Genomic DNA, 18,030 nt, shown 5'->3' on the forward strand with positions numbered 1-18,030 from the left:
TCAGACCTCGAGCAGCTCGCTCTCCTTGTTCTTCACCGCGTCATCGATGGCCTGGGTGTGCTTGGCGGTGAGGTCGTCGAGCTCCTTCTCCGCGCGGCGCACGTCGTCCTCACCGGCCTCGCCGTCCTTGACGATGCGGTCGAGCTCTTCCTTCGACCGCCGCCGGATGTTGCGGATGGCGACCTTGGCGTCCTCGCCCTTGGACCGCGCCATCTTCACCAGGTCGCGGCGGCGCTCCTCGGTGAGCTGCGGGAACACCACCCGCAGGAGCTGGCCGTCGTTGGTCGGGTTCACACCCAGGTCGCTGTCGCGGATGGCCTTCTCGATGGCGGACATCTGACTGGTGTCGTAGGGCTTGATGACCGCCATGCGCGCCTCGGGCACCGTGATCGACGCCATCTGCGGCACCGGGGTGGGCGCCCCGTAGTAGTCCACGACGATCTTGTTGAACATCGAGGGGGCGGCCCGCCCGGTGCGGACCGAGCCCAGGTCCTCGCGCGCGACCGAGAGTGCCTTGTCCATCCGGTCCTCGGCGTCGAGCAGGGTGTCGTCGATCACGGGGTGTCCCTCCTGCGGCCTCGCTCCCCACGCTGGGGAGCTCGTCGGGCCGTCGTCCTCGTCGTTGCGCCGCCAGCCGGTCGGTCAGGCCGGCTGACTGATCAGCGTGCCGATCCTCTCACCTGCGGTGGCGCGGGCGATGTTGCCGTCGCGGAGCAGGTTGAACACGACGATCGGCATGCGGTTGTCCATGCAGAGGCTGATCGCGGTCGCGTCGGCCACCTTCAGCTGCTTGGCCAGCACGGTGCCGTAGTCCAGGTCCTCGTACATGACGGCCGAGGCGTTGGTGCGCGGGTCGTCGTCGTAGACGCCGTCGACACCGTTCTTGCCCATGAGCAGCACCTGGCACTCGATCTCCAGCGCGCGCTGGGCGGCCACGGTGTCGGTGGAGAAGTACGGCATGCCGGCGCCGGCGCCGAAGATGACCAGCCGCCCCTTCTCGAGGTGCCGGATGGCCTTGCGCGGGATGTAGGGCTCGGCCACCTGGCCCATGGTGATCGCCGACTGCACGCGGGTCTCCAGACCCGCCTTCTCGCAGAAGTCCTGCAGCGCCAGGCAGTTCATGACCGTGCCCAGCATGCCCATGTAGTCGGCCTTGGTGCGGTCCATGCCGGCCTGGGAGAGCTCCGCGCCGCGGAAGAAGTTGCCACCGCCCATGACGACGGCGATCTGCGTGCCCTTCGCGACGACCTCGGCGAGCTGCTCGGCGATACCCTTGACGATGCCGGCGTCGACGCCGACCTTGCCACCGCCGAAGGACTCACCCGAGAGCTTGAGCAGCACGCGCTGGTAGCCGTTGCCGTCGGCGGGCTGGAAGGCGGTGGGGGCGGAGAGCGGCGCGGTGATGTCGGTCAACGAGTCATCCCTGGAGTCGTGGGTCGATGGAGTGTGATCCTGCCGCATCGCGGGGCCCGGCTCCTGCCGAGCGCCGCTCCGCGCGCAGGCGCGGACAGACGACCGGCCCCGTCCCACGAGGGGAACGGGGCCGGTCATCGGTACCGGATGCGGCTCAGGCCTGGCCGACCTCGAAGCGCGCGAAGCGCTCCACGGTCAGGCCGGCCTCGTCGACGATCTGCTTGACCGTGCGCTTGGGCTCGGTGATCGACGGCTGCTCGAGGAGGACGAAGTCCTTGTAGTAGGCGTTGACCCGACCCTCGACGATCTTGCTGATCGCCTGCTCGGGCTTGCCCTCCTCCTTGGCGGTCTGCTCCGCGACGCGGCGCTCGGTCTCGACCGCCTCGGCCGGGACCTCCTCGCGGGTGAGGTAGCGCGGCCGCGCGGCGGCGATGTGCATCGCCAGGCTGCGGGCGGCGTCCTCGCTGCCACCGGAGTACTGCACGGCGACGCCGATGGCCGGCGGCAGGTCGGTGGCCCGCTTGTGCAGGTAGACCGCGGTGGTGCCGTCGAAGGCGACGAACCGCGAGAGGACCAGCTTCTCGCCGATGCGGGCGGACTCGCCCTCGACGAGCTTCTCGACGGTCTGCCCGTCGACCTCGGTGCTCAGCAGCGCGGCGGCGTCGGCCGCCTTGTGCTCCAGGCCGATGGCGAGCAGCCGCTCGGCGAGGGCGACGAAGTCGGCGTTCTTGGCGACGAAGTCGGTCTCGCAGTCGAGCTCGAGCAGTGCGCCGTCCCTGCTGACGACGATGCCGTTGGTCGTCGAGCGCTCCAGGCGCTTGCCGACGTCCTTGGCGCCCTTGACCCGGAGCAGCTCGACGGCCTTGTCGTACTCGCCGTCGGCCTCGGTCAGGGCCTTCTTGGCGTCCATCATGCCGGCGCCGGTGGCGTCCCGGAGACGCTTGACGTCGGCTGCGGTGAAGGCAGGCATGTCTCTTCCCTCTGGTCGGGTGGTGCTTGCTGTGGAACGGCCGCGCGGCGGCGCCGTCCTCCCGCCGGTCAGCGGGAGGACGGCGCCGATCCGTCAGACGACGTTGTTCTCCTTGCCACCGGTGGTGGCGGGGACGTCCTCGACCGGGGCGACCTCGCCGACGGTGACCTCGGCCGGCTGCGCCGGGGTCTCCGGCAGCGGGGTGGCCTCGGCGGCCGGTGCGGCGGCGTCGGCGGCCGGCGCGGCAGCGTCGGCGGCCGGCGCGGCAGCGTCGGCGGCCGGCGCGGCAGCGGCGTCGGCACCACCGGTGAGCAGCTCGCGCTCCCAGTCGGCCAGCGGCTCACCGGCACCGACGGCGGGCTCGGCGCCGTCCTCGCGGCCGGCGTTGGCCTGCGCGGCCGAACGGGCCATGAGGCCCTCGGCGACGGCGTCGGCGATGACCCGGGTCAGCACGGTGATGCTGCGGATCGCGTCGTCGTTGCCCGGGATCTTGTAGTCGACCTCGTCCGGGTCGCAGTTGGTGTCGAGGATCGCGACGACCGGGATCTTGAGCTTGCGCGCCTCGCCGACGGCGATGTGCTCCTTCTTGGTGTCCACGATCCAGATGGCGCTGGGCACCTTCTTCATGTCGCGGATACCGCCGAGGCTGCGCTCGAGCTTGCCCTTCTCGCGGCTGAGGACCAGCTGCTCCTTCTTGGAGAGGCTGACCAGCACGCCGGTCTGCTCCATGTCCTCGAGCTCCTTGAGCCGCTCGAGGCGCTTGAAGACGGTCTGGAAGTTGGTGAGCATGCCGCCCAGCCAGCGCTGGTTGACGTAGGGCATGCCGACCCGGGTGGCCTGCTCGGCCACGACCTCCTGCGCCTGGCGCTTGGTGCCGACGAACAGGATCGAGCCGCCGTGGGCCACGGTCTGCTTGACGAACTCGTAGGCGTTGTCGATGTACCCGAGCGTCTGCTGCAGGTCGATGATGTAGATGCCGTTGCGCTCGGTGAAGATGAAGCGCTTCATCTTCGGGTTCCAGCGACGGGTCTGGTGCCCGAAGTGGACGCCGCTGTCGAGCAGCTGCTTCATGCTGACGACTGCCATATCGCAGCCTCTCTGCTTTCGCGCGCGGCCGAGGGCCGCGCGGATTCCGGTTGTCGCGGGCACCGGGTGGCGCCCGCCCTGGCGTCCTGCGGCACCACTCCCCCGGCGCTGGGCCGGGACCGAGGTGGCGACTGCCCCGCCGATCGGCGGGAGAAGGACGCGCGAAGTCGACCCGTCGGACGGGCCGCACCGGACAGCATACGCGACGCTCGCTGCGGCTTTTCCCCAGCCAGCGGGCTCTTCCACACTTCCGGTCCGCCCCTCGCCCGGTCGCTCCTCCCCCGCTCAGGGTGGCCGCATGAGGTCCGGGGTCGCAGTCGTGCTCGCAGTGGTCACCGTCGGTGTGCTGGCGCCGGCCGCGGCCACCGCGGAACCGGCTCCGCCGGCCGCGTCGCCGGTCGCAGCGCCGGCTGCCCGGGCCGCCTGGGTGGCGCCGCTGCCCGGGGAGCCGGTGGTCGGCCGGCCGTTCGAGCCGCCGCCGCACCCGTACGGGCCCGGCCACCGTGGGGCCGACCTCGTCGGGGCGCCCGGCTCGCCCGTCCTCGCGGCCGGCGACGGCGTCGTCGTCTTCGCCGGGATGGTGGCCGGTCGGCCCGTGGTCAGCGTCGACCACGCCGGTGGCCTGCGGACGACGTACGAGCCGGTCGGCCCCGTCGTCGGCGCGGGCCAGGCGGTGGCCCGTGGCTCGCCGATCGGGGTGCTGGCGTCCGGGCACGACGGCTGCCCCGCCGCCGCGTGCCTGCACTGGGGGCTGCGCCGCGGCGAGGACTACCTCGATCCCCTGCTGCTCCTGCGTCCGCCGCGCCTCCGGCTGCTGCCCCTCGGATGAACGTGCGCGCCGACGGTTCCGCCCCCGGCAGGGCGGAGCGCACCGTCCGGGCTACCGGACGACGAACGCCCCCTGCATCGCGAGCCACGCATTGAGCTCGGCGGCCTCGGCGCGCCCGACGGAGTCGGAGTCGATCGGGCCCTTGTTGAAAGCCGTCCCGGACAACACGCGACCGTCCCGCAGGACGACCCGGAGGCCCGTCTGGCGGAACGACCCGTAGGTCCGCGGAGGCTCGAAGCGGTCGACCTCGGACGCCGGGACGCGATGCGTCCAGAGCGCTCTGCGGACGGTGACCCAGCCAGGTTCTACGAGGATCGCCGCCCAGTAGACACCGCACACCGCAACCGCCGTAGCGGTCAGAAGCACGGAGACGAAGACCGTGGCCGTCAGCGCGTCGTCGTAGACCTCGAACTCCGCACCTGGGCCCACCAACCCGATCACAGCGACGAACAGAGTCAGCGCCATGAGAAACCAGCGGCGTCCCACCCTGGTGTAGATCTGCCTGCTGCCGTCAGCGTTGGACCAGGCCGCCGCGGGACACGGCCCCTGGATGTTGCCACCCGGAGGGCGACGTCCATCCGGGCGGCGGGACCGGCCAGCGAGGTGGAGGTGCCCATTCCGAGCTGACATCCCGCCTCCTCTCCCGATCGCGTTCGTCACCCGTCGCATCACTCATCGGCACAGCGGGCACCGCCATGAAGCCGAGTCCCATCCATCAGTTCGACGGAGTCGAGGCGAGGCGTCTGGGGGCTGCGCCGCGACGAGGACTACCTCGACCCGCTGGCGCTGCTGGCCCCGCCGCGGATCCGGCTACTGCCGTTCAGGCCCCGGGACCCACGGGTGCGGTCCAGGGACGAAGTTCGGCGTCGGAGGGCACGTACAACGGGTGCCTCGGCTCGCCCCCGGCTGTCGTGCCCAGGCAGAGCGGCTGGTCCAGAAGGGGCGCGACGACACGCGACCTGGCATGGAATGCTCCTCCCGCACCCCAGGCGGCGATGGTCCTCGGCGCAGCGGCCGTGAAGAGCCGCAGGGCGTCGTCGTTCGCCGATCCGACCGGATCCCCTGCCCGCCGCAGGACCTTCGGATCCGTGTGCCGCAGGGCGAAGATGTTCACGACCACGACCCCGGTCCTGCCCACGGTGCGGCTGTGGGCGATGCAGCGGTCCAGCGTCGGGCGGCGGCGCCGCTCGGTGTCACCCGTCGCGGGGTTGAGCAGGACCCACACGTCGGTGGTCGCGACGTCCGGGTGCCCCCACCACCGACCGAATCCGTACCGGTAGCCCATGTCGGCCGAGTAGAGGTACCGCTCCGACAGTCCATCGGAAGACGTGCCCGCCCGATCCTCCAGGCCGTGCCGCTCCGCGAGCACGGCGAACACGTCGTCCACCAGCAGGACGGTATCCACCGACGGACGCCGATCGGCGCGCGCCCGCTGCGATCAGGCCATGGGTTTGACGAAGCGCACGTCGGCCTGGCCGGTGAGAGCACGCCTCGGTGCGGCCGGTCCCCATGACACCCTGCCGCCGGTAGAGCCAGGTGTCGAGGTCGGCGTCCCATGTCTCGACCCGGGCCGTGCGGGTTACGCGGTGCTCGTGTCGCGATTCTGCGCCCCGGTCCACTCCTCGCGCGTTCCTCGCTGCGACACTCCCGGGCCCGTCGTCATGCGATGTCGGCGAGCTTGGTGCGCAGGTGGAGGACGGCCTTCGTGTGCAGCTGGCAGATCCGGCTCTCGGTCACCCCGAGGACGCGGCCGATGTCGGCGAGCGTGAGGCCCTCGAAGTAGTAGAGCGAGACGACGACCTTCTCCCGCTCGGGCAGCTGCTCGACGGCGCGGGCGAGGAGCTGGCGGGCCTCACCGTGCTCGGCCATGGCCTGCGGGTCGAGGGCGCTCGGGTCCCTGAGGGTGTCGCCCAGCCGCGGCGAACCGCCGTCGTCGTCGGTGAGCAGCTCGTCCAGGGCCACGACGTTGACCAGGGAGAGCTGGCCGAGGAACTTGCGGATGTCCTCGACGTCCATGTCCATGGCGTCGGCGACCTCTTCGTCGGTCGGCGTCCGGTGCAGCTTGCTCTCCAGCTCCGCCACCGTGCGCTCGAACGCGCGCGCCTTCACGCGGACCGAGCGGGGGATCCAGTCGGTGTTGCGCAGCTCGTCGATGATCGCCCCGCGGATGCGCGCCATCGCGTAGCTCTCGAACTTCACCTCGCGGGTGGGCTCGTAGCGGGTGATCGCGTCGATCAGCCCGAAGGTGCCGTAGGAGATGAGGTCGGCCTGCTCCACGTGCGCGGGCAGGCCGCTGCCCACCCGGCCGGCGACGTACTTGACCAGCGGCGCGTAGTGCAGGATCAGCCGGTCCCGCAGCGCGGAGTCCCGGCCCGCGACGTAGCGGGACCACAGATCGGTCAGCAGGGCGTCGGCGTCCTCACCCGACTCGTCGATGCGGCGGATGGTTGCCTCAGACACGGTCGCGCTCCTCGGTCGTGCTGCGCGGGCACCGTCCGTGGTCCCGCGTGGTCATGACTGCCGCCGTCCAGCCCGCTCCCCGGCCGTCCGCCTCAGGCACGGGGATGCGCCTGGGCATGGACCGCACGGAGCCGTTCGACCGTCACGTGCGTGTAGATCTGCGTCGTCGCGAGGCTAGCGTGGCCGAGCAACTCCTGGACGGAGCGCAGGTCCGCGCCGCCCTCCAGCACGTGCGTCGCGGCGGAGTGCCGGAGGCCGTGCGGGCCGATGTCGGGCGCACCCGGGACGCCGGAGGTCGCGGCGTGCACCGTGCGGCGGGCCTCGCGGGCGTCCAGTCGCCGTCCGCGCAGCCCGAGCAGGAGGGCGGGGCCCGAGCCGGGTGCCGCCAGCGCGGGGCGGCCCCGGGTGAGCCAGGCGTCCAGCGCGCGCTCCGCCGGCAGCCCGTAGGGCACGCTGCGCTCCTTGTTGCCCTTGCCCAGCACCCGGAGCAGCCGGCGCCCCCGGTCGACGTCGTCGACGTCGAGGCCGACGAGCTCGCTCACCCGGATGCCGCTGGCGTACAGCAGCTCCAGGACGACGGCGTCGCGGAGCTGCACCGGCTCCTCGGCCCCGGCGGCGGTCTCCACCAGCGCCCGCGCCTGCTCGGGCGCGAGCACGTCGGGCAGGGTCGGGTGCGCCTTGGGGCTGACCAGCCGCTGGCCGACGTCCTCGGGCGTGAGCCCCGACCGGCGCAGCCAGGCGGTGAACGACCGGGCGGCCGAGGCGTGCCGGGCGGTGGTCGACCGGCTGTGCCCCCGCGTGCGGCCCTGCGCGAGCCAGCTGCGGAGGGTGGCGAGGTCCAGGTCGTGGGGCTGGCTTCCGCTGCGCCGGGCCAGGTGGTCCAGTAGCCGGGCGACGTCACCGACGTAGCTGCGCACCGTGTTGGCGGAGAGGTCGCGCTGCCCGATCAGGTGCTCCTCGTAGCCGGCCAGCGCCTCGGCCAGCGCGGGCGGCAGCCCGGCGCGGACGTCGGCGGTACTGGTCGTGGCCACGAAACCACGGTCCGTCCGCGCCCGGCGCGGGTCAAGGCGCCGCGCCGGGGCGCTTCGGTGGTGGCGCGAGCCGCCAGCCGGTGCCGGTCCACTGCACGAGGTCGGCCAGCTCGAGCGACGGCAGCACCTTCAGCACGTCGAGGACATCGCACCCGGCGATGCTCGCCAGCCGCTCGGGGCCGACGCCGATGCGCACCGGGCAGGCATCGAGCACCCGCGCGGCGAGGTCGGAGAGGCCGTCGCGCGGGGATCCCGGCCGTTCGACGGGTGGGGCGAGGTCGGTGCCGATGCCGCCCGCCGCCTCGATGACGTGGGTCGCCGAGGTGACGAGCACGGCCCCTGCCTCCTCGTCGCGGAGCAGCTCGTGGCAGCCGACCGACAGCGCCGAGGTGACCGGCCCCGGCACCACCATCAGCGGCCGGCCGAGTCTCCGGGCACGCATGGCCGTCGCCTGCGCCCCCGAGCGGGCCGCGGCCTCCACGACCACCGTGCCGCGGGTCAGCGCGGCGATCAGCCGGTTGCGCACGAGGAACCGGTGCCGCAGGGGTGCGCAGCCGGGCGGCCATTCGCTCACCAACAGGCCCGACTCGGCGATCCGCGCGAACAGCGCACCGTGCGCCGCGGGGTAGACGCGGTCGACGCCGCAGGCGAGCACCGCGACCGTCGGCGCCTCCGCGGCGAGCGCTCCGCGGTGGGCGGCGGCGTCGATGCCGTAGGCCCCGCCGGAGACCACCGTCCAGCCGCGCTCGCCCAGCTGGTGGCCGAGCTCGGCGGCGACGTGCTCGCCGTACGCGGAGGAGGCGCGGGAGCCGACGACCGCGATCGAACGGTCGGTCACGACGTCCAGGCGGGCCGGGCCTCGGACCCACAGCCCCAGCGGCGGCACCGGGGCCCGTGTGCGGTCGGACTGGTCCTTGTGCGAGAGCGGCTCCCCCGCCACGGCGACGGTGAGTGCGTGCAGCGGGTAGGCCGGCCACTCGTCGTCCTCGGGGACGACCAACCGGGCCTCGCAGCGCTCGGCGCGACGCAGGTCGGCCAGGCTGGCGTCCTCGTGCACCCGCGCGCCCACCAGCGACCGGATCCGTTCGGGGGCTGTGCCGGCCCGCAGGCGGCGCACGGCCTCGACGGGCCCCACGTCCTCGACGTAGCGCCAGAGATCGACGGTGCCCGGCTCGACCGCCCGGCTGAGCCACGCCCGCGCCCGGCGCACCCCCGGATGCGCCGTCCCCGGAACGGCGGTGCCTGCCGCCGCCTCCTCGAGGTCCTCGTCGAGGCTCATGCCGCACCCCGCTGCAGGCGCATGCCCAGGGCCTCGGCCACCTCGTCGGTGCCGGGCACGGTCCGTCCGGCCAGGTCTGCCAGCGTCCACGCGACGCGGACCACCCGGTCGAAACCCCGGACCGAGAGCGAGCCGCGCTCCAGGGCCCGCTCGGCCAGCCGCAGCGACCCCCGCGGGACGGCGAACCGCTCGCGCAGCAGCCGACCGGGGACCTGGCTGTTCAGGCCGAGCCCGGTACCGGCCAGCCGCTCCCCCGCCGCCGCCCGTGCCCGGCGGACCCGCTCGGCGACGACGGCCGTCGACTCCGGCTCACCGAGGCCGTCGAGCCAGGCGGCGCGGGTGACCGGCGGGAGGTCCACCCGGAGGTCGACGCGGTCGAGCAGCGGGCCGGAGAGCCGCGACTGGTAGCGCCGCCGCTCCAGCGGGCTGCAGGTGCAGGCCGTGTCGCCCGCGGCGCTCGCGCAGGGGCACGGGTTCGCCGCGAGGACCAGCTGCGCCCGGCAGGGGAAGGTGGCCGCCCCGGAGGCGCGCAGGATGGTGACCTGCCCGCGTTCGAGCGGCTGACGCAGCGTGTCGAGGACCGAACGCGGGAACTCCGGGGCCTCGTCGTGAGATCGGTGAGTCCCCCGGCTGTAGGCCGGGAGGCGGAGCTTCGCGTGGGCGGGGGTCTGGCCATTGCCGTGGTAGCGGGGAGGAGATGGTGGGCGTGTCGGCGCGGAAGTATTTACGGTGCCGAGGACGAGCGGGTCGGTCACAGGTGAGCGGGGGATGGTCGTGGTGGAGAAGCGGCGGGTGGTCTCGGCGGTGCTGCCCAACGGGGTGCAGATCGGCGTGGAAGCGGTCGACGCCGGCGGGTCGCAGGACGTCTCCCGCGGCCGGGCCCTGGACCTCGGTGAGCTAGGGGCGGCGCTGGAGGGCATGGCGACCCTGGTCAAGGACGCGCTGGTGAAGGTGGCGCCGGACTCTGCGGAGGTGGAGTTCGGCATGGACGTCAAGGTGGAGTCCGGCAAGCTGACCGCGCTGCTGGTCGGCGGGTCGGCCGGGGCCAGCCTGAAGATTACCCTCGGCTGGGGCGGGGACATCCGCGACCAGAACCAGGACCGGGACTGAAACAGAGACCGGCGCGCCCGCGGAGGCAACGGTGGCCCACAGGGATCTACCAAGCCTGGTGGCTGACTGTGCGGTGCGCATCAACACCGCCGAGGACTTCGCCGGCTCCGGGGTCCTGGTCGCCCCCGGGCAGGTGCTGACCTGCGCCCATGTCCTCGCCGCGGCCGCGCAGGAAGGCGCCGCGATCAGCGTCGTCTACGGCGGCAGAACCTGGGCGGCCCAACTCAGGGCCATGCAGCCTGCCCCGCCGACTGGCGGGACCCTGCCGTCGCCCTACGGCTGGCCGGACCTGGCCTGGCTGGATGTGCCGGGCCTAACCGACCACCCCTGGGCCGAACTCGACACCGCCACCCCGGGGCGCGGGGAGGAGTTGGTCGGGTACGGATTCAGCGAGGCCTTCCAGGCCGGGGTGCCGGCCGGGCAGTGGGGCAGCTATCGGGTCGACGGCCCGGTCGACACCGGAGTCGGCCAGCGCTGGCAGCTCTCGGCCGCCCAGGCCGCCCCGGGCATGTCCGGCACCGGACTGATCAACCCCGCCACCGGCCGGCTCTTCGGCTTGCTCACCCGCACCCGTGACGCCGACACCGACGCCGGGGGCTGGGCCGTCCACGCCCACCCGGCACTCACCGCCCTGCCCGGCTTCAACGACCTGCTGGATCTTGCCCGTCCACACCCCTCTGCCTGGAAGGCACGGAGGCAGGCGTGGGAGGAAAACGCTGAAGATTGGCTGGCCGCCGCCGGGCTGCGCGACCTGCTCACCGCTCCTTACGAGCCGTTGCCCGACCGGCGCACTCCGGCCACCCTGCTGCTGCCCCGCCACGGCGTGGTGCCCTTCCACCCCGCCCGCCGGCCCGACCTCGACGACCTGCTCACCTGGTGCACCAACCCGGCCGCTCCGCAGGTGCGGCTGCTGACCGGCCCGGCCGGCACCGGCAAGACCCGACTGGCCGCCGAACTCGCACAGAGGGCCGCAGACGCCGGGTGGCTCACCGGATTTCTGGCGCCGAGCGATGACCCGGCGGCGGTCTGCGACCGCCTAGCCCGCCGCGCAGATTCCCTGCTCCTGGTCGTCGACTACGCCGAAACCCAGACCGACTTACCCGACCTGCTCGCCGCAGTCGCCGCCCTTGACGAGGACGTCGCGGGGGTGCGCGTGCTGCTGCTCGCCCGCGCCGCCGGGGACTGGTGGCGGGATTTACCCGCCAGCGGCGACGACCCCCACCGGACTGCCCAGGCATTGGTCGGAGCGCGCCCATTTGCTCTCAGCCAACTTGACGAGCTGGTTTCGGACCCCACCCCCGCTTACCAGGATGCTGCCGCGGCTCTTGCCAAGCGGCAGAACTTGACTTCCCCCGCCAAGCTGCCGCTTCTCGCTACCGCGGAGACATGGTCGTACCTGTCCGCGCACCTGGCCGCCCTCGACGCCGTGGGCACCCCCGACGAACCCGGCCGCCCCAATCCCGACGGTAGGCCCCGTTCCCCCGCCGACGTCCTGGACCACGTCCTCACCCGAGAACGCCGGCACTGGCGGCGCACCGCCACCATCGACCACCTCGCCCCCGTCGACGACACCATTCTGTCCCGCACCGTCGCCGCACTCACACTGCTGGGCGCCGGCACTGAGACCGATGCCTCCACCACGCTGGCCCGCGTACCCGACCTCGCAGGCGCCGAGGGACATAGGCGTGCGCTGGCCCGGTGGATGCGCCGCCACTACCCGCCTGATCGCAGCGACGACTGGCTCCGCGGACTGCAGCCGGACCTACTCGCGGAAAGCCACATCACCACCGTGCTGGCCGCAGATCCGGATGTCGCGAGCAGCCTGTTGGGCGGGCTGCCCGAACCCCAAGCCCGCCGGGCGTTGACCGTGCTCACCCGCGCCGCCCGCTACCAACCGGCCGCCCACCAACTGCTGTGCACCGCGCTGCGCTCCGACCTGGCAAACCTCGGCCGGCCGGCGATCACCGTTGCCGGCGAGACCGGCTCCCCGCTCGACCGAGTTCTCACCGACACCCTCGCCGAGCCGGACCTGGCCGTCGAGCCGGACCTGCTGATGCGCCTCGCCGCAGCGCTGCCCGAGCACACCATCGCGCTGCGTGAGGCCGCCATGGTGCTCACCGCCCGCAGGGTCCAGCACCTCCGCCGCAGTGGCCCGCAGGACGAACTCGCCGGATGGCTGAACAATCTGTCGATCCGGCTGGACCACGTCGGCCGCCGCGAGGACGCCCTGACCGCCATCGAGGAGGCCAGCGGCCTCTACCGGGCGCTGGCCGCCGCCCGGCCCGACGCCTTCACCCCCGCCCTCGCCACGGCGCTGAACAACCTGTCGAATCGGCTGGCCGGCCTGGGCCGGCGCGAGGACGCCCTGACCGCCGTCGAGGAGGCCGTGGCCCTGCACCGAGCGCTGGCCGCCGCCCGGCCCGACGCCTTCACCCCCGACCTGGCCATGTCGCTGAACAGTTTGTCGCTCTGGCTGGCCGGCCTGGGCCGACGCGAGGACGCCCTGGCCGCCGTCGAGGAGGCCAGCGGGCTCTACCGCACGCTGGCCGCCGACCGCCCCGACGCCTTCACCCCCGACCTGGCCACCTCGCTGACCAACGCGTCGAACCGGCTGGCCGACCTGGGCCGGCGCGAGGACGCCCTGGCCGCCATCGAGGAGGCCAGCGGCCTCTACCGCACGCTGGCCGCCGACCGCCCCGATGCCTTCACCCCCCACCTGGCCACCTCGCTGAACAACGCGTCGCTCCGGCTGGCAGGCCTGGGCCGGCGCGAGGACGCCCTCACCGCCATCGAGGAGGCCAGCGGGCTCTACCGCACGTTGGCCGCCGACCGCCCCGACGCCTTCACCCCCGACCTGGCCATGTCGCTGAACAACCTGTCGAATCGGCTGGCAGGCCTGGGCCGGCGCGAGGACGCCCTCACCGCCATCGAGGAGGCCGTCGGCCTGCGCCGCACGCTGGCCGCCGCCCGGCCCAACGCCTTCACCCCCGACCTGGCCACCTCGCTGAACAATGCGTCGAATCGGCTGGCCGACCTGGGCCGGCGCGAGGACGCCCTCACCGCCATCGAGGAGGCTAGCGGGCTCTACCGCACACTGGCCGCCGCCCGCCCCGACGCCTTCACCCCAGACCTGGCCATGTCGCTGAACAACCTGTCGAACCAGCTCGGCAGCCTGGGCCGGCGCGAGGACGCCCTGGCCGCCATCGAGGAGGCCGTCACCCTGCGCCGCACGCTGGCCGCCCACCGCCCCGACGCCTACATCCCCGACCTCGCCATGTCGCTGAACAACCTGTCGATCCGGCTGGCAGGCCTGGGCCGGCGCGAGGACGCCCTGGCCGCCATCGAGGAGGCCGTCACCCTGCGCCGCACGCTGGCCGCCCACCGCCCCGACGCCTTCACCCCCGACCTGGCCATGTCGCTGAACAACGCGTCGAATCGGCTCGCCGGCCTGGGCCGGCGCGAGGACGCCCTGGCCGCCATCGAGGAGGCTAGCGGGCTCTACCGCACGCTGGCCGCCGCCCGGCCCGACGCCTTCACCCCCGACCTGGCCATGTCGCTGAACAGCCTGTCGATCCGGCTGGCCGGCCTGGGCCGGCGCGAGGACGCTCTCACCGCCATCGAGGAGGCCGCCGGCCTCTACCGCGCGCTGGCCGCCGCCCGGCCCGACGCCTTCACCCCCGACCTCGCCATGTCGCTGAACAGCCTGTCCATCCGGCTGGGTGACCTGGGCCGGCGAGAGGACGCCCTGGCCGCCATCGAGGAGGCCGTCGGCCTCTACCGCGCGCTGGCCGCCGCCCGGCCCGACGCCTTCACCCCCGACCTGGCCATGTCGCTGAACAACGCGTCGACCGCACTGGGCGACCTGGGCCGGCCCCAGGACGCCCTGGCCGCCATCGAGGAGGCCAGCGGCCTCTACCGCACGCTGGCCGCCGCCCGGCCCGACACCTTCACCCCCCACCTCGCCGGCTCGCTGAACAACCTGTCGCTCTGGCTATTCGACCTGGGCCGGCCCGAGGACGCCCTGACCGCCATCGACGAGGCCACCGGCCTCTACCGCACGCTGGCCGCCACCCGGCCCGACGCCTTCACCCCCGACCTCGCCACCTCGCTGAACAACCAGTCGAACCAGCTCGGCAGCCTCGGCCGCCGCGAGGACGCCCTCACCGCCATCGAGGAGGCCGCCGGCCTCTACCGGGCGCTGTACAACTGTCATCCCGATCTGTACCGCCACGCCCTCGTGAAGGCCCTCGCCAACCTGGCGACCGCCCAGCGGACGCTGGGCAGCGAAGCGGAGGCAGCGCACGTCGAGCGCGAGCGTGCAGCGCTGGAAGACGGAGCACCCAAGCGCGCCGAGTAGGGGACCCACGGAACTCGTGCGCCTCGTCGTGAGAACGGTAGGTCCCCCACCGAGGCCGTGCGGTCGGCGCGCCGCTGAAGGTGTCCGGCCAGCGGTGGTTGTGCCAGGGTGCGGCGTATGGGGGATGCGGATGGCCGGGTGCCGATCGCGGAGTTCGTGGCGGGGCTGCGGGCCGAGCTGAAGGAGGCTCAGGCGGCCCGGGATCCAGGGCTGCAGTTCGCGGTCGGGCCGGTGCAGGTGGAGTTCACCTTGGTCACCGGCCGCGAAGGCGGCCCGGAGGGCAAGGTGCGGTTCTGGGTCGTCGAGGCCGGCGGATCGGCCAAGTGGTCCAAGGCCGAGACGCAGACGGTGACCTTGACCCTGACCCCGGTCAACGAACGCGGCGAGGACGTGCGCGTCGGAGACTGGGTGCCCGGGCCACCCCCGTGACTGGTCGCCTTCCAGCAGCGGTAGCGGCCAGTAGGGGGTGGGCGTGGACGTCGGACGGGTGGTCGAGCTCTACGCGACCGGTGCGGGCGGCGAAGCTGGGCAGGTGGGGTCGGGCTATCGGCTGACCGAGCAGCTGGTGCTGACCGCCGCCCACGTGGTCGCTGACATCCGGATCATGACCCCGGGTGCGCCGGTGCCCGACGACGTCGACGCTCCCGGGATGTGCCGGGCCCGGCCGCTCGGATCGACGGACTGGGTGCCGGCCGCAGTGGTCTGGCGCAACACCGACGCCGACGTGGCGGTGCTGCGCCTGGCCGCGTCTGCATCGCCGCCACCGGGCAGCCCCGCCCCGCGCTGGGGCCGCGTCGAGGGGACCGAGCCGATCGCGGTCGACGCGGTCGGCTTCCCCTGGGCCCAGGAGGGCATCGACCGCAGACGGGACACCGAGCATCTGCATGGCTTCCTCACCCCGGGCACCGCCGTCAGAGCCGGTCAACTGGCCATCACAGTGCTCACCTCCCCGCCGTCCGCCCGGGATGGCGGCTCGCCGTGGGCAGGCATGTCCGGCGCCGCGCTGTTCGCCGGCCCGTTCCTGGTCGGGGTGGTGATCGTCGACCCGGCTCGGTTCGGCACCGACCGGGTGGTCGCCGCCCCGACGGCGCCACTGAAGGCCGACCCTGCGCTAACCGCGCTGCTCGGCCCTCCAGCTGTGGTCACGCGGGTCGGGCCGCGGTTGCGGCTGGCCATCACCGCCGACACCTCCGTGGCCGTGACACCGCCGTACCGGGCGGCCTCGGCCCGGCTGGGCCGGGAACCGTCCCGGCTGCTGCTCCCCGAGCACGGCATCGTGCCCTTCCTCGGCCGCGGCACCGAGCTTCAGACGCTCCAGGCTTGGTGCCTGAACGGCGGCGGGGCGGCGCTTCGGCTTCTGCTCGGCGCCGGTGGAGCGGGCAAGACCCGGCTCGCCGCCGAGGCGTGTGTACGGCTGGCCGGGCACGGCTGGCAGGCCGGCTTCGCCGACGCCGACGCCCCCGGCGGAAATCCGGTGCTGGCCTTTGACCGGCCCACCCTGCTCGCCGTTGATGACGCCGACCTGTACGTCGACCTGCTCACCGGACTGGTGCGCGCGCTGGGCTACTGGCCGCCCGACGCCCCCCCGGTGCGGCTGCTGCTGCTCACCCGCCACACCACCGGCTGGTGGCACACGCTGAATCAGCGCACCGACCACCTCGCCGCCGAACTGGGCGACCTCCCGCTGACCCTGCACACCGGCGACCTGGTCTCGGCTAACCGGCCTGCCCATCACGCCGCGGCCCGCGCCGCTTTCACCCACCACCTGCGGCCGGCCACCAGGCCTGCAGCCCCGGACAGCGACCAGGTCCCCGATCTCGCCGACGACGCCTTCGCCAACCCACTGCTGGTGCACATGCACGCGCTGCTCGCCGCCCATGGCGTGGCCGTGCCCACCGGCGGCAGCGCCGTGCGCGAACGGCTCCTGGACGCAGTCCTCGACCGGGAACGCCGCCGCTGGGCCGACACCTTCCCCGCCACGGTGACCACCAGCAGCCCCACCACCCACCAACGAGCCGTCGCCACGGCCACCCTGTTCGCTCCCGCCGACCAATCCGCCAGCGCCGCGCTGCTCGCGATTATCGACGACTTCGCCGACGCCACCGCGGCCGCGCGCGGCGCCGTCGCCGACTGGCTACACCAGCGCTATCCCGGCGCCCAGCCGCCCTGGATCGCCCCGCTGCGCCCTGACCTGCTCACCGAACAACTGCTGGCCAGCTGCCCCGACCTGACCGGCCTAGTACTCACCGGCCATGCCCGGCTCACCGATCACCACGGGTCTCCTGCGGGCACCCAGGTCGAGCAACTACTCGTCGAGCTCGTCCGCGCTGCCGGCCGCGACCCGGTCCGCCAGGCGCTGGAGCGGCTGCTCGCCGCCCGGCTGCCCGACCTGCTCGACGCGGCACTCGCCGCCCCCGCCGGCCCGCTGCCTGATTTGCTCGACACCGCGCTCACGCTCTGCCCGCAGCGATCGGCTGCCGTGGCCTTGCTCGACCGGCTGCCCGAGCACAGCACCGGTCTGGCTGCGCTCGCCGCCACCCTCACCGCCCAGGCCGTGGACCACCACCGCATCGTCACCGCCGACAACCCCGAGACGCACACACCCCGGCTCGCCGGCGCGCTGAACAACCTGTCGGTCCGGCTGACCGACCTCGGCCGCCGCGAGGACGCCCTGACCGCCGTCGAGGAGGCCACCGGCCTCTACCGGGCGCTGGCCGACGCCCGCCCCGACGCCTTCACCCCCCACCTCGCCACGGCGCTGAACAACCTGTCGGTCCAGCTGGCCGACCTCGGCCGCCGCGAGGACGCCCTCACCGCGATCGAGGAGGCCACCGGCCTCTACCGCGCGCTGGCCGACGCCCGCCCCGACGCCTTCACCCCCCACCTCGCCACGGCGCTGAACAACCTGTCGAACCAGCTGGCCCACCTCGGCCGCCGCGAGGACGCCCTCACCGCCGCCCACGAGGCCGTCACCCTGCGCCGCGCCCTGGCCGACGCCCGCCCCGACGCCTTCACCCCCCACCTCGCCACGGCGCTGAACAACCTGTCGATCCAGCTGGCCGGCCTCGGCCGCCACGAGGACGCCCTCACCGCCGTCCAGGAGGCCACCGGCCTCTACCGCGCGCTGGCCGACGCCCACCCCGACGCCTTCACCCCACACCTCGCCGGTAGCCTGCAGTCCTATGGTGTGGTCCTCACCGATCTGGGCCACCACGAGGACGCGCTCGCCCTCGACCAGGAAGCGGTCAATCTGCTGCGAGCTCTGTGCCAGCGTCATCCGGACTTGTACCGCGAGGCCCTCGCGAAGGCCCTACGGAACGTTGCGATCGATCTGCGGAACCTGGACCGAGGGCAGGAAGCGGCGCAGGCCGACGACGAGGCCGCGAAGCTGGCAGACAACTGACGCACCGGCGAGCCAAGGAACGGCCACAGTCCAGGGACTTGAGCAACTCGTGCGCCTCGTCGTGAGAACGGCAAGTCCCGGTCAAGAAGCCG

At 73.4% G+C, this 18,030-nt stretch carries 15 protein-coding genes; 5 read left to right on the forward strand and 10 right to left on the reverse strand.

Annotated elements, in window-relative coordinates; genetic code table 11:
- The 4 genes from frr to rpsB all read right to left on the reverse strand — a co-directional run bounded on the left by frr (window position 1) and on the right by rpsB (window position 3,469).
- A complete protein-coding gene (frr, locus tag ABDB74_RS15105; RefSeq protein WP_346619562.1) occupies window positions 1-558 on the reverse strand; it encodes a ribosome recycling factor in 558 nt (185 codons plus the stop codon).
- 84 nt (window positions 559-642) lie between these two features.
- Window positions 643-1,404, reverse strand: coding sequence for a UMP kinase (pyrH, locus tag ABDB74_RS15110; RefSeq protein WP_346623897.1), 762 nt, complete (start codon window positions 1,402-1,404; stop codon window positions 643-645).
- Between the two features lie 163 nt (window positions 1,405-1,567).
- A complete protein-coding gene (gene tsf, locus ABDB74_RS15115) occupies window positions 1,568-2,383 on the reverse strand; it encodes a translation elongation factor Ts (RefSeq protein ID WP_346619563.1) in 816 nt (271 codons plus the stop codon).
- Between the two features lie 93 nt (window positions 2,384-2,476).
- The gene (gene rpsB / locus ABDB74_RS15120) at window positions 2,477-3,469 is read right to left on the reverse strand and encodes a 30S ribosomal protein S2 (RefSeq protein WP_346619564.1); all 993 of its coding nucleotides are present in this window, start codon (window positions 3,467-3,469) and stop codon (window positions 2,477-2,479) included.
- A 298-nt stretch (window positions 3,470-3,767) separates the two neighbouring features.
- On the opposite strand from rpsB, the gene ABDB74_RS15125 reads away from it, so the two are divergent.
- On the forward strand, window positions 3,768-4,298 hold the full coding sequence (locus ABDB74_RS15125) for a M23 family metallopeptidase (RefSeq protein ID WP_346619565.1): 531 nt from the start codon (window positions 3,768-3,770) through the stop codon (window positions 4,296-4,298).
- Window positions 4,299-4,349: 51 nt separating this feature from the next.
- Here the strand turns inward: ABDB74_RS15125 and ABDB74_RS15130 are convergent, their stop codons facing one another.
- From ABDB74_RS15130 to ABDB74_RS15155, 6 genes are all read right to left on the reverse strand, one after another.
- Window positions 4,350-4,763: a hypothetical protein gene (locus ABDB74_RS15130; RefSeq protein WP_346619567.1), complete on the reverse strand. Its 414-nt coding sequence runs from the start codon at window positions 4,761-4,763 to the stop codon at window positions 4,350-4,352.
- 355 nt (window positions 4,764-5,118) lie between these two features.
- Complete coding sequence (locus ABDB74_RS15135) at window positions 5,119-5,685, reverse strand: DUF1643 domain-containing protein (RefSeq protein ID WP_346619568.1); 567 nt, start codon at window positions 5,683-5,685, stop codon at window positions 5,119-5,121.
- Between the two features lie 272 nt (window positions 5,686-5,957).
- Complete coding sequence (gene whiG / locus ABDB74_RS15140; protein ID WP_346619570.1) at window positions 5,958-6,758, reverse strand: RNA polymerase sigma factor WhiG; 801 nt, start codon at window positions 6,756-6,758, stop codon at window positions 5,958-5,960.
- Window positions 6,759-6,850: 92 nt separating this feature from the next.
- Window positions 6,851-7,789, reverse strand: coding sequence for a tyrosine recombinase XerC (locus tag ABDB74_RS15145; protein ID WP_346619572.1), 939 nt, complete (start codon window positions 7,787-7,789; stop codon window positions 6,851-6,853).
- A gap of 31 nt (window positions 7,790-7,820) precedes the next feature.
- On the reverse strand, window positions 7,821-9,068 hold the full coding sequence (dprA, locus tag ABDB74_RS15150; RefSeq protein WP_346619573.1) for a DNA-processing protein DprA: 1,248 nt from the start codon (window positions 9,066-9,068) through the stop codon (window positions 7,821-7,823).
- Window positions 9,065-9,823 carry an ATP-binding protein gene (locus ABDB74_RS15155; protein WP_346619575.1) on the reverse strand — a complete coding sequence of 253 codons (759 nt, stop codon included), beginning with the start codon at window positions 9,821-9,823 and terminating at the stop codon, window positions 9,065-9,067. The genes dprA and ABDB74_RS15155 overlap by 4 nt, the downstream gene beginning before the upstream one ends.
- A gap of 13 nt (window positions 9,824-9,836) precedes the next feature.
- Here ABDB74_RS15155 and ABDB74_RS15160 point away from each other — a divergent pair, with 13 nt between their 5' ends.
- From ABDB74_RS15160 to ABDB74_RS15175, 4 genes are all read left to right on the forward strand, one after another.
- Window positions 9,837-10,178, forward strand: coding sequence for a CU044_2847 family protein (locus ABDB74_RS15160; RefSeq protein ID WP_346619576.1), 342 nt, complete (start codon window positions 9,837-9,839; stop codon window positions 10,176-10,178).
- 58 nt (window positions 10,179-10,236) lie between these two features.
- On the forward strand, window positions 10,237-14,535 hold the full coding sequence (locus ABDB74_RS15165) for a tetratricopeptide repeat protein (protein ID WP_346619577.1): 4,299 nt from the start codon (window positions 10,237-10,239) through the stop codon (window positions 14,533-14,535).
- Window positions 14,536-14,673: 138 nt separating this feature from the next.
- A complete protein-coding gene (locus ABDB74_RS15170) occupies window positions 14,674-14,964 on the forward strand; it encodes a trypco2 family protein (RefSeq protein ID WP_346619579.1) in 291 nt (96 codons plus the stop codon).
- Window positions 14,965-15,007: 43 nt separating this feature from the next.
- Window positions 15,008-17,938 carry a tetratricopeptide repeat-containing serine protease family protein gene (locus ABDB74_RS15175; protein ID WP_346619580.1) on the forward strand — a complete coding sequence of 977 codons (2,931 nt, stop codon included), beginning with the start codon at window positions 15,008-15,010 and terminating at the stop codon, window positions 17,936-17,938.
- Window positions 17,939-18,030 lie beyond the last annotated feature (92 nt).

This window comes from Blastococcus sp. HT6-4, assembly GCF_039679125.1.
Classification (GTDB): Bacteria; Actinomycetota; Actinomycetes; order Mycobacteriales; family Geodermatophilaceae; genus Blastococcus; species Blastococcus montanus.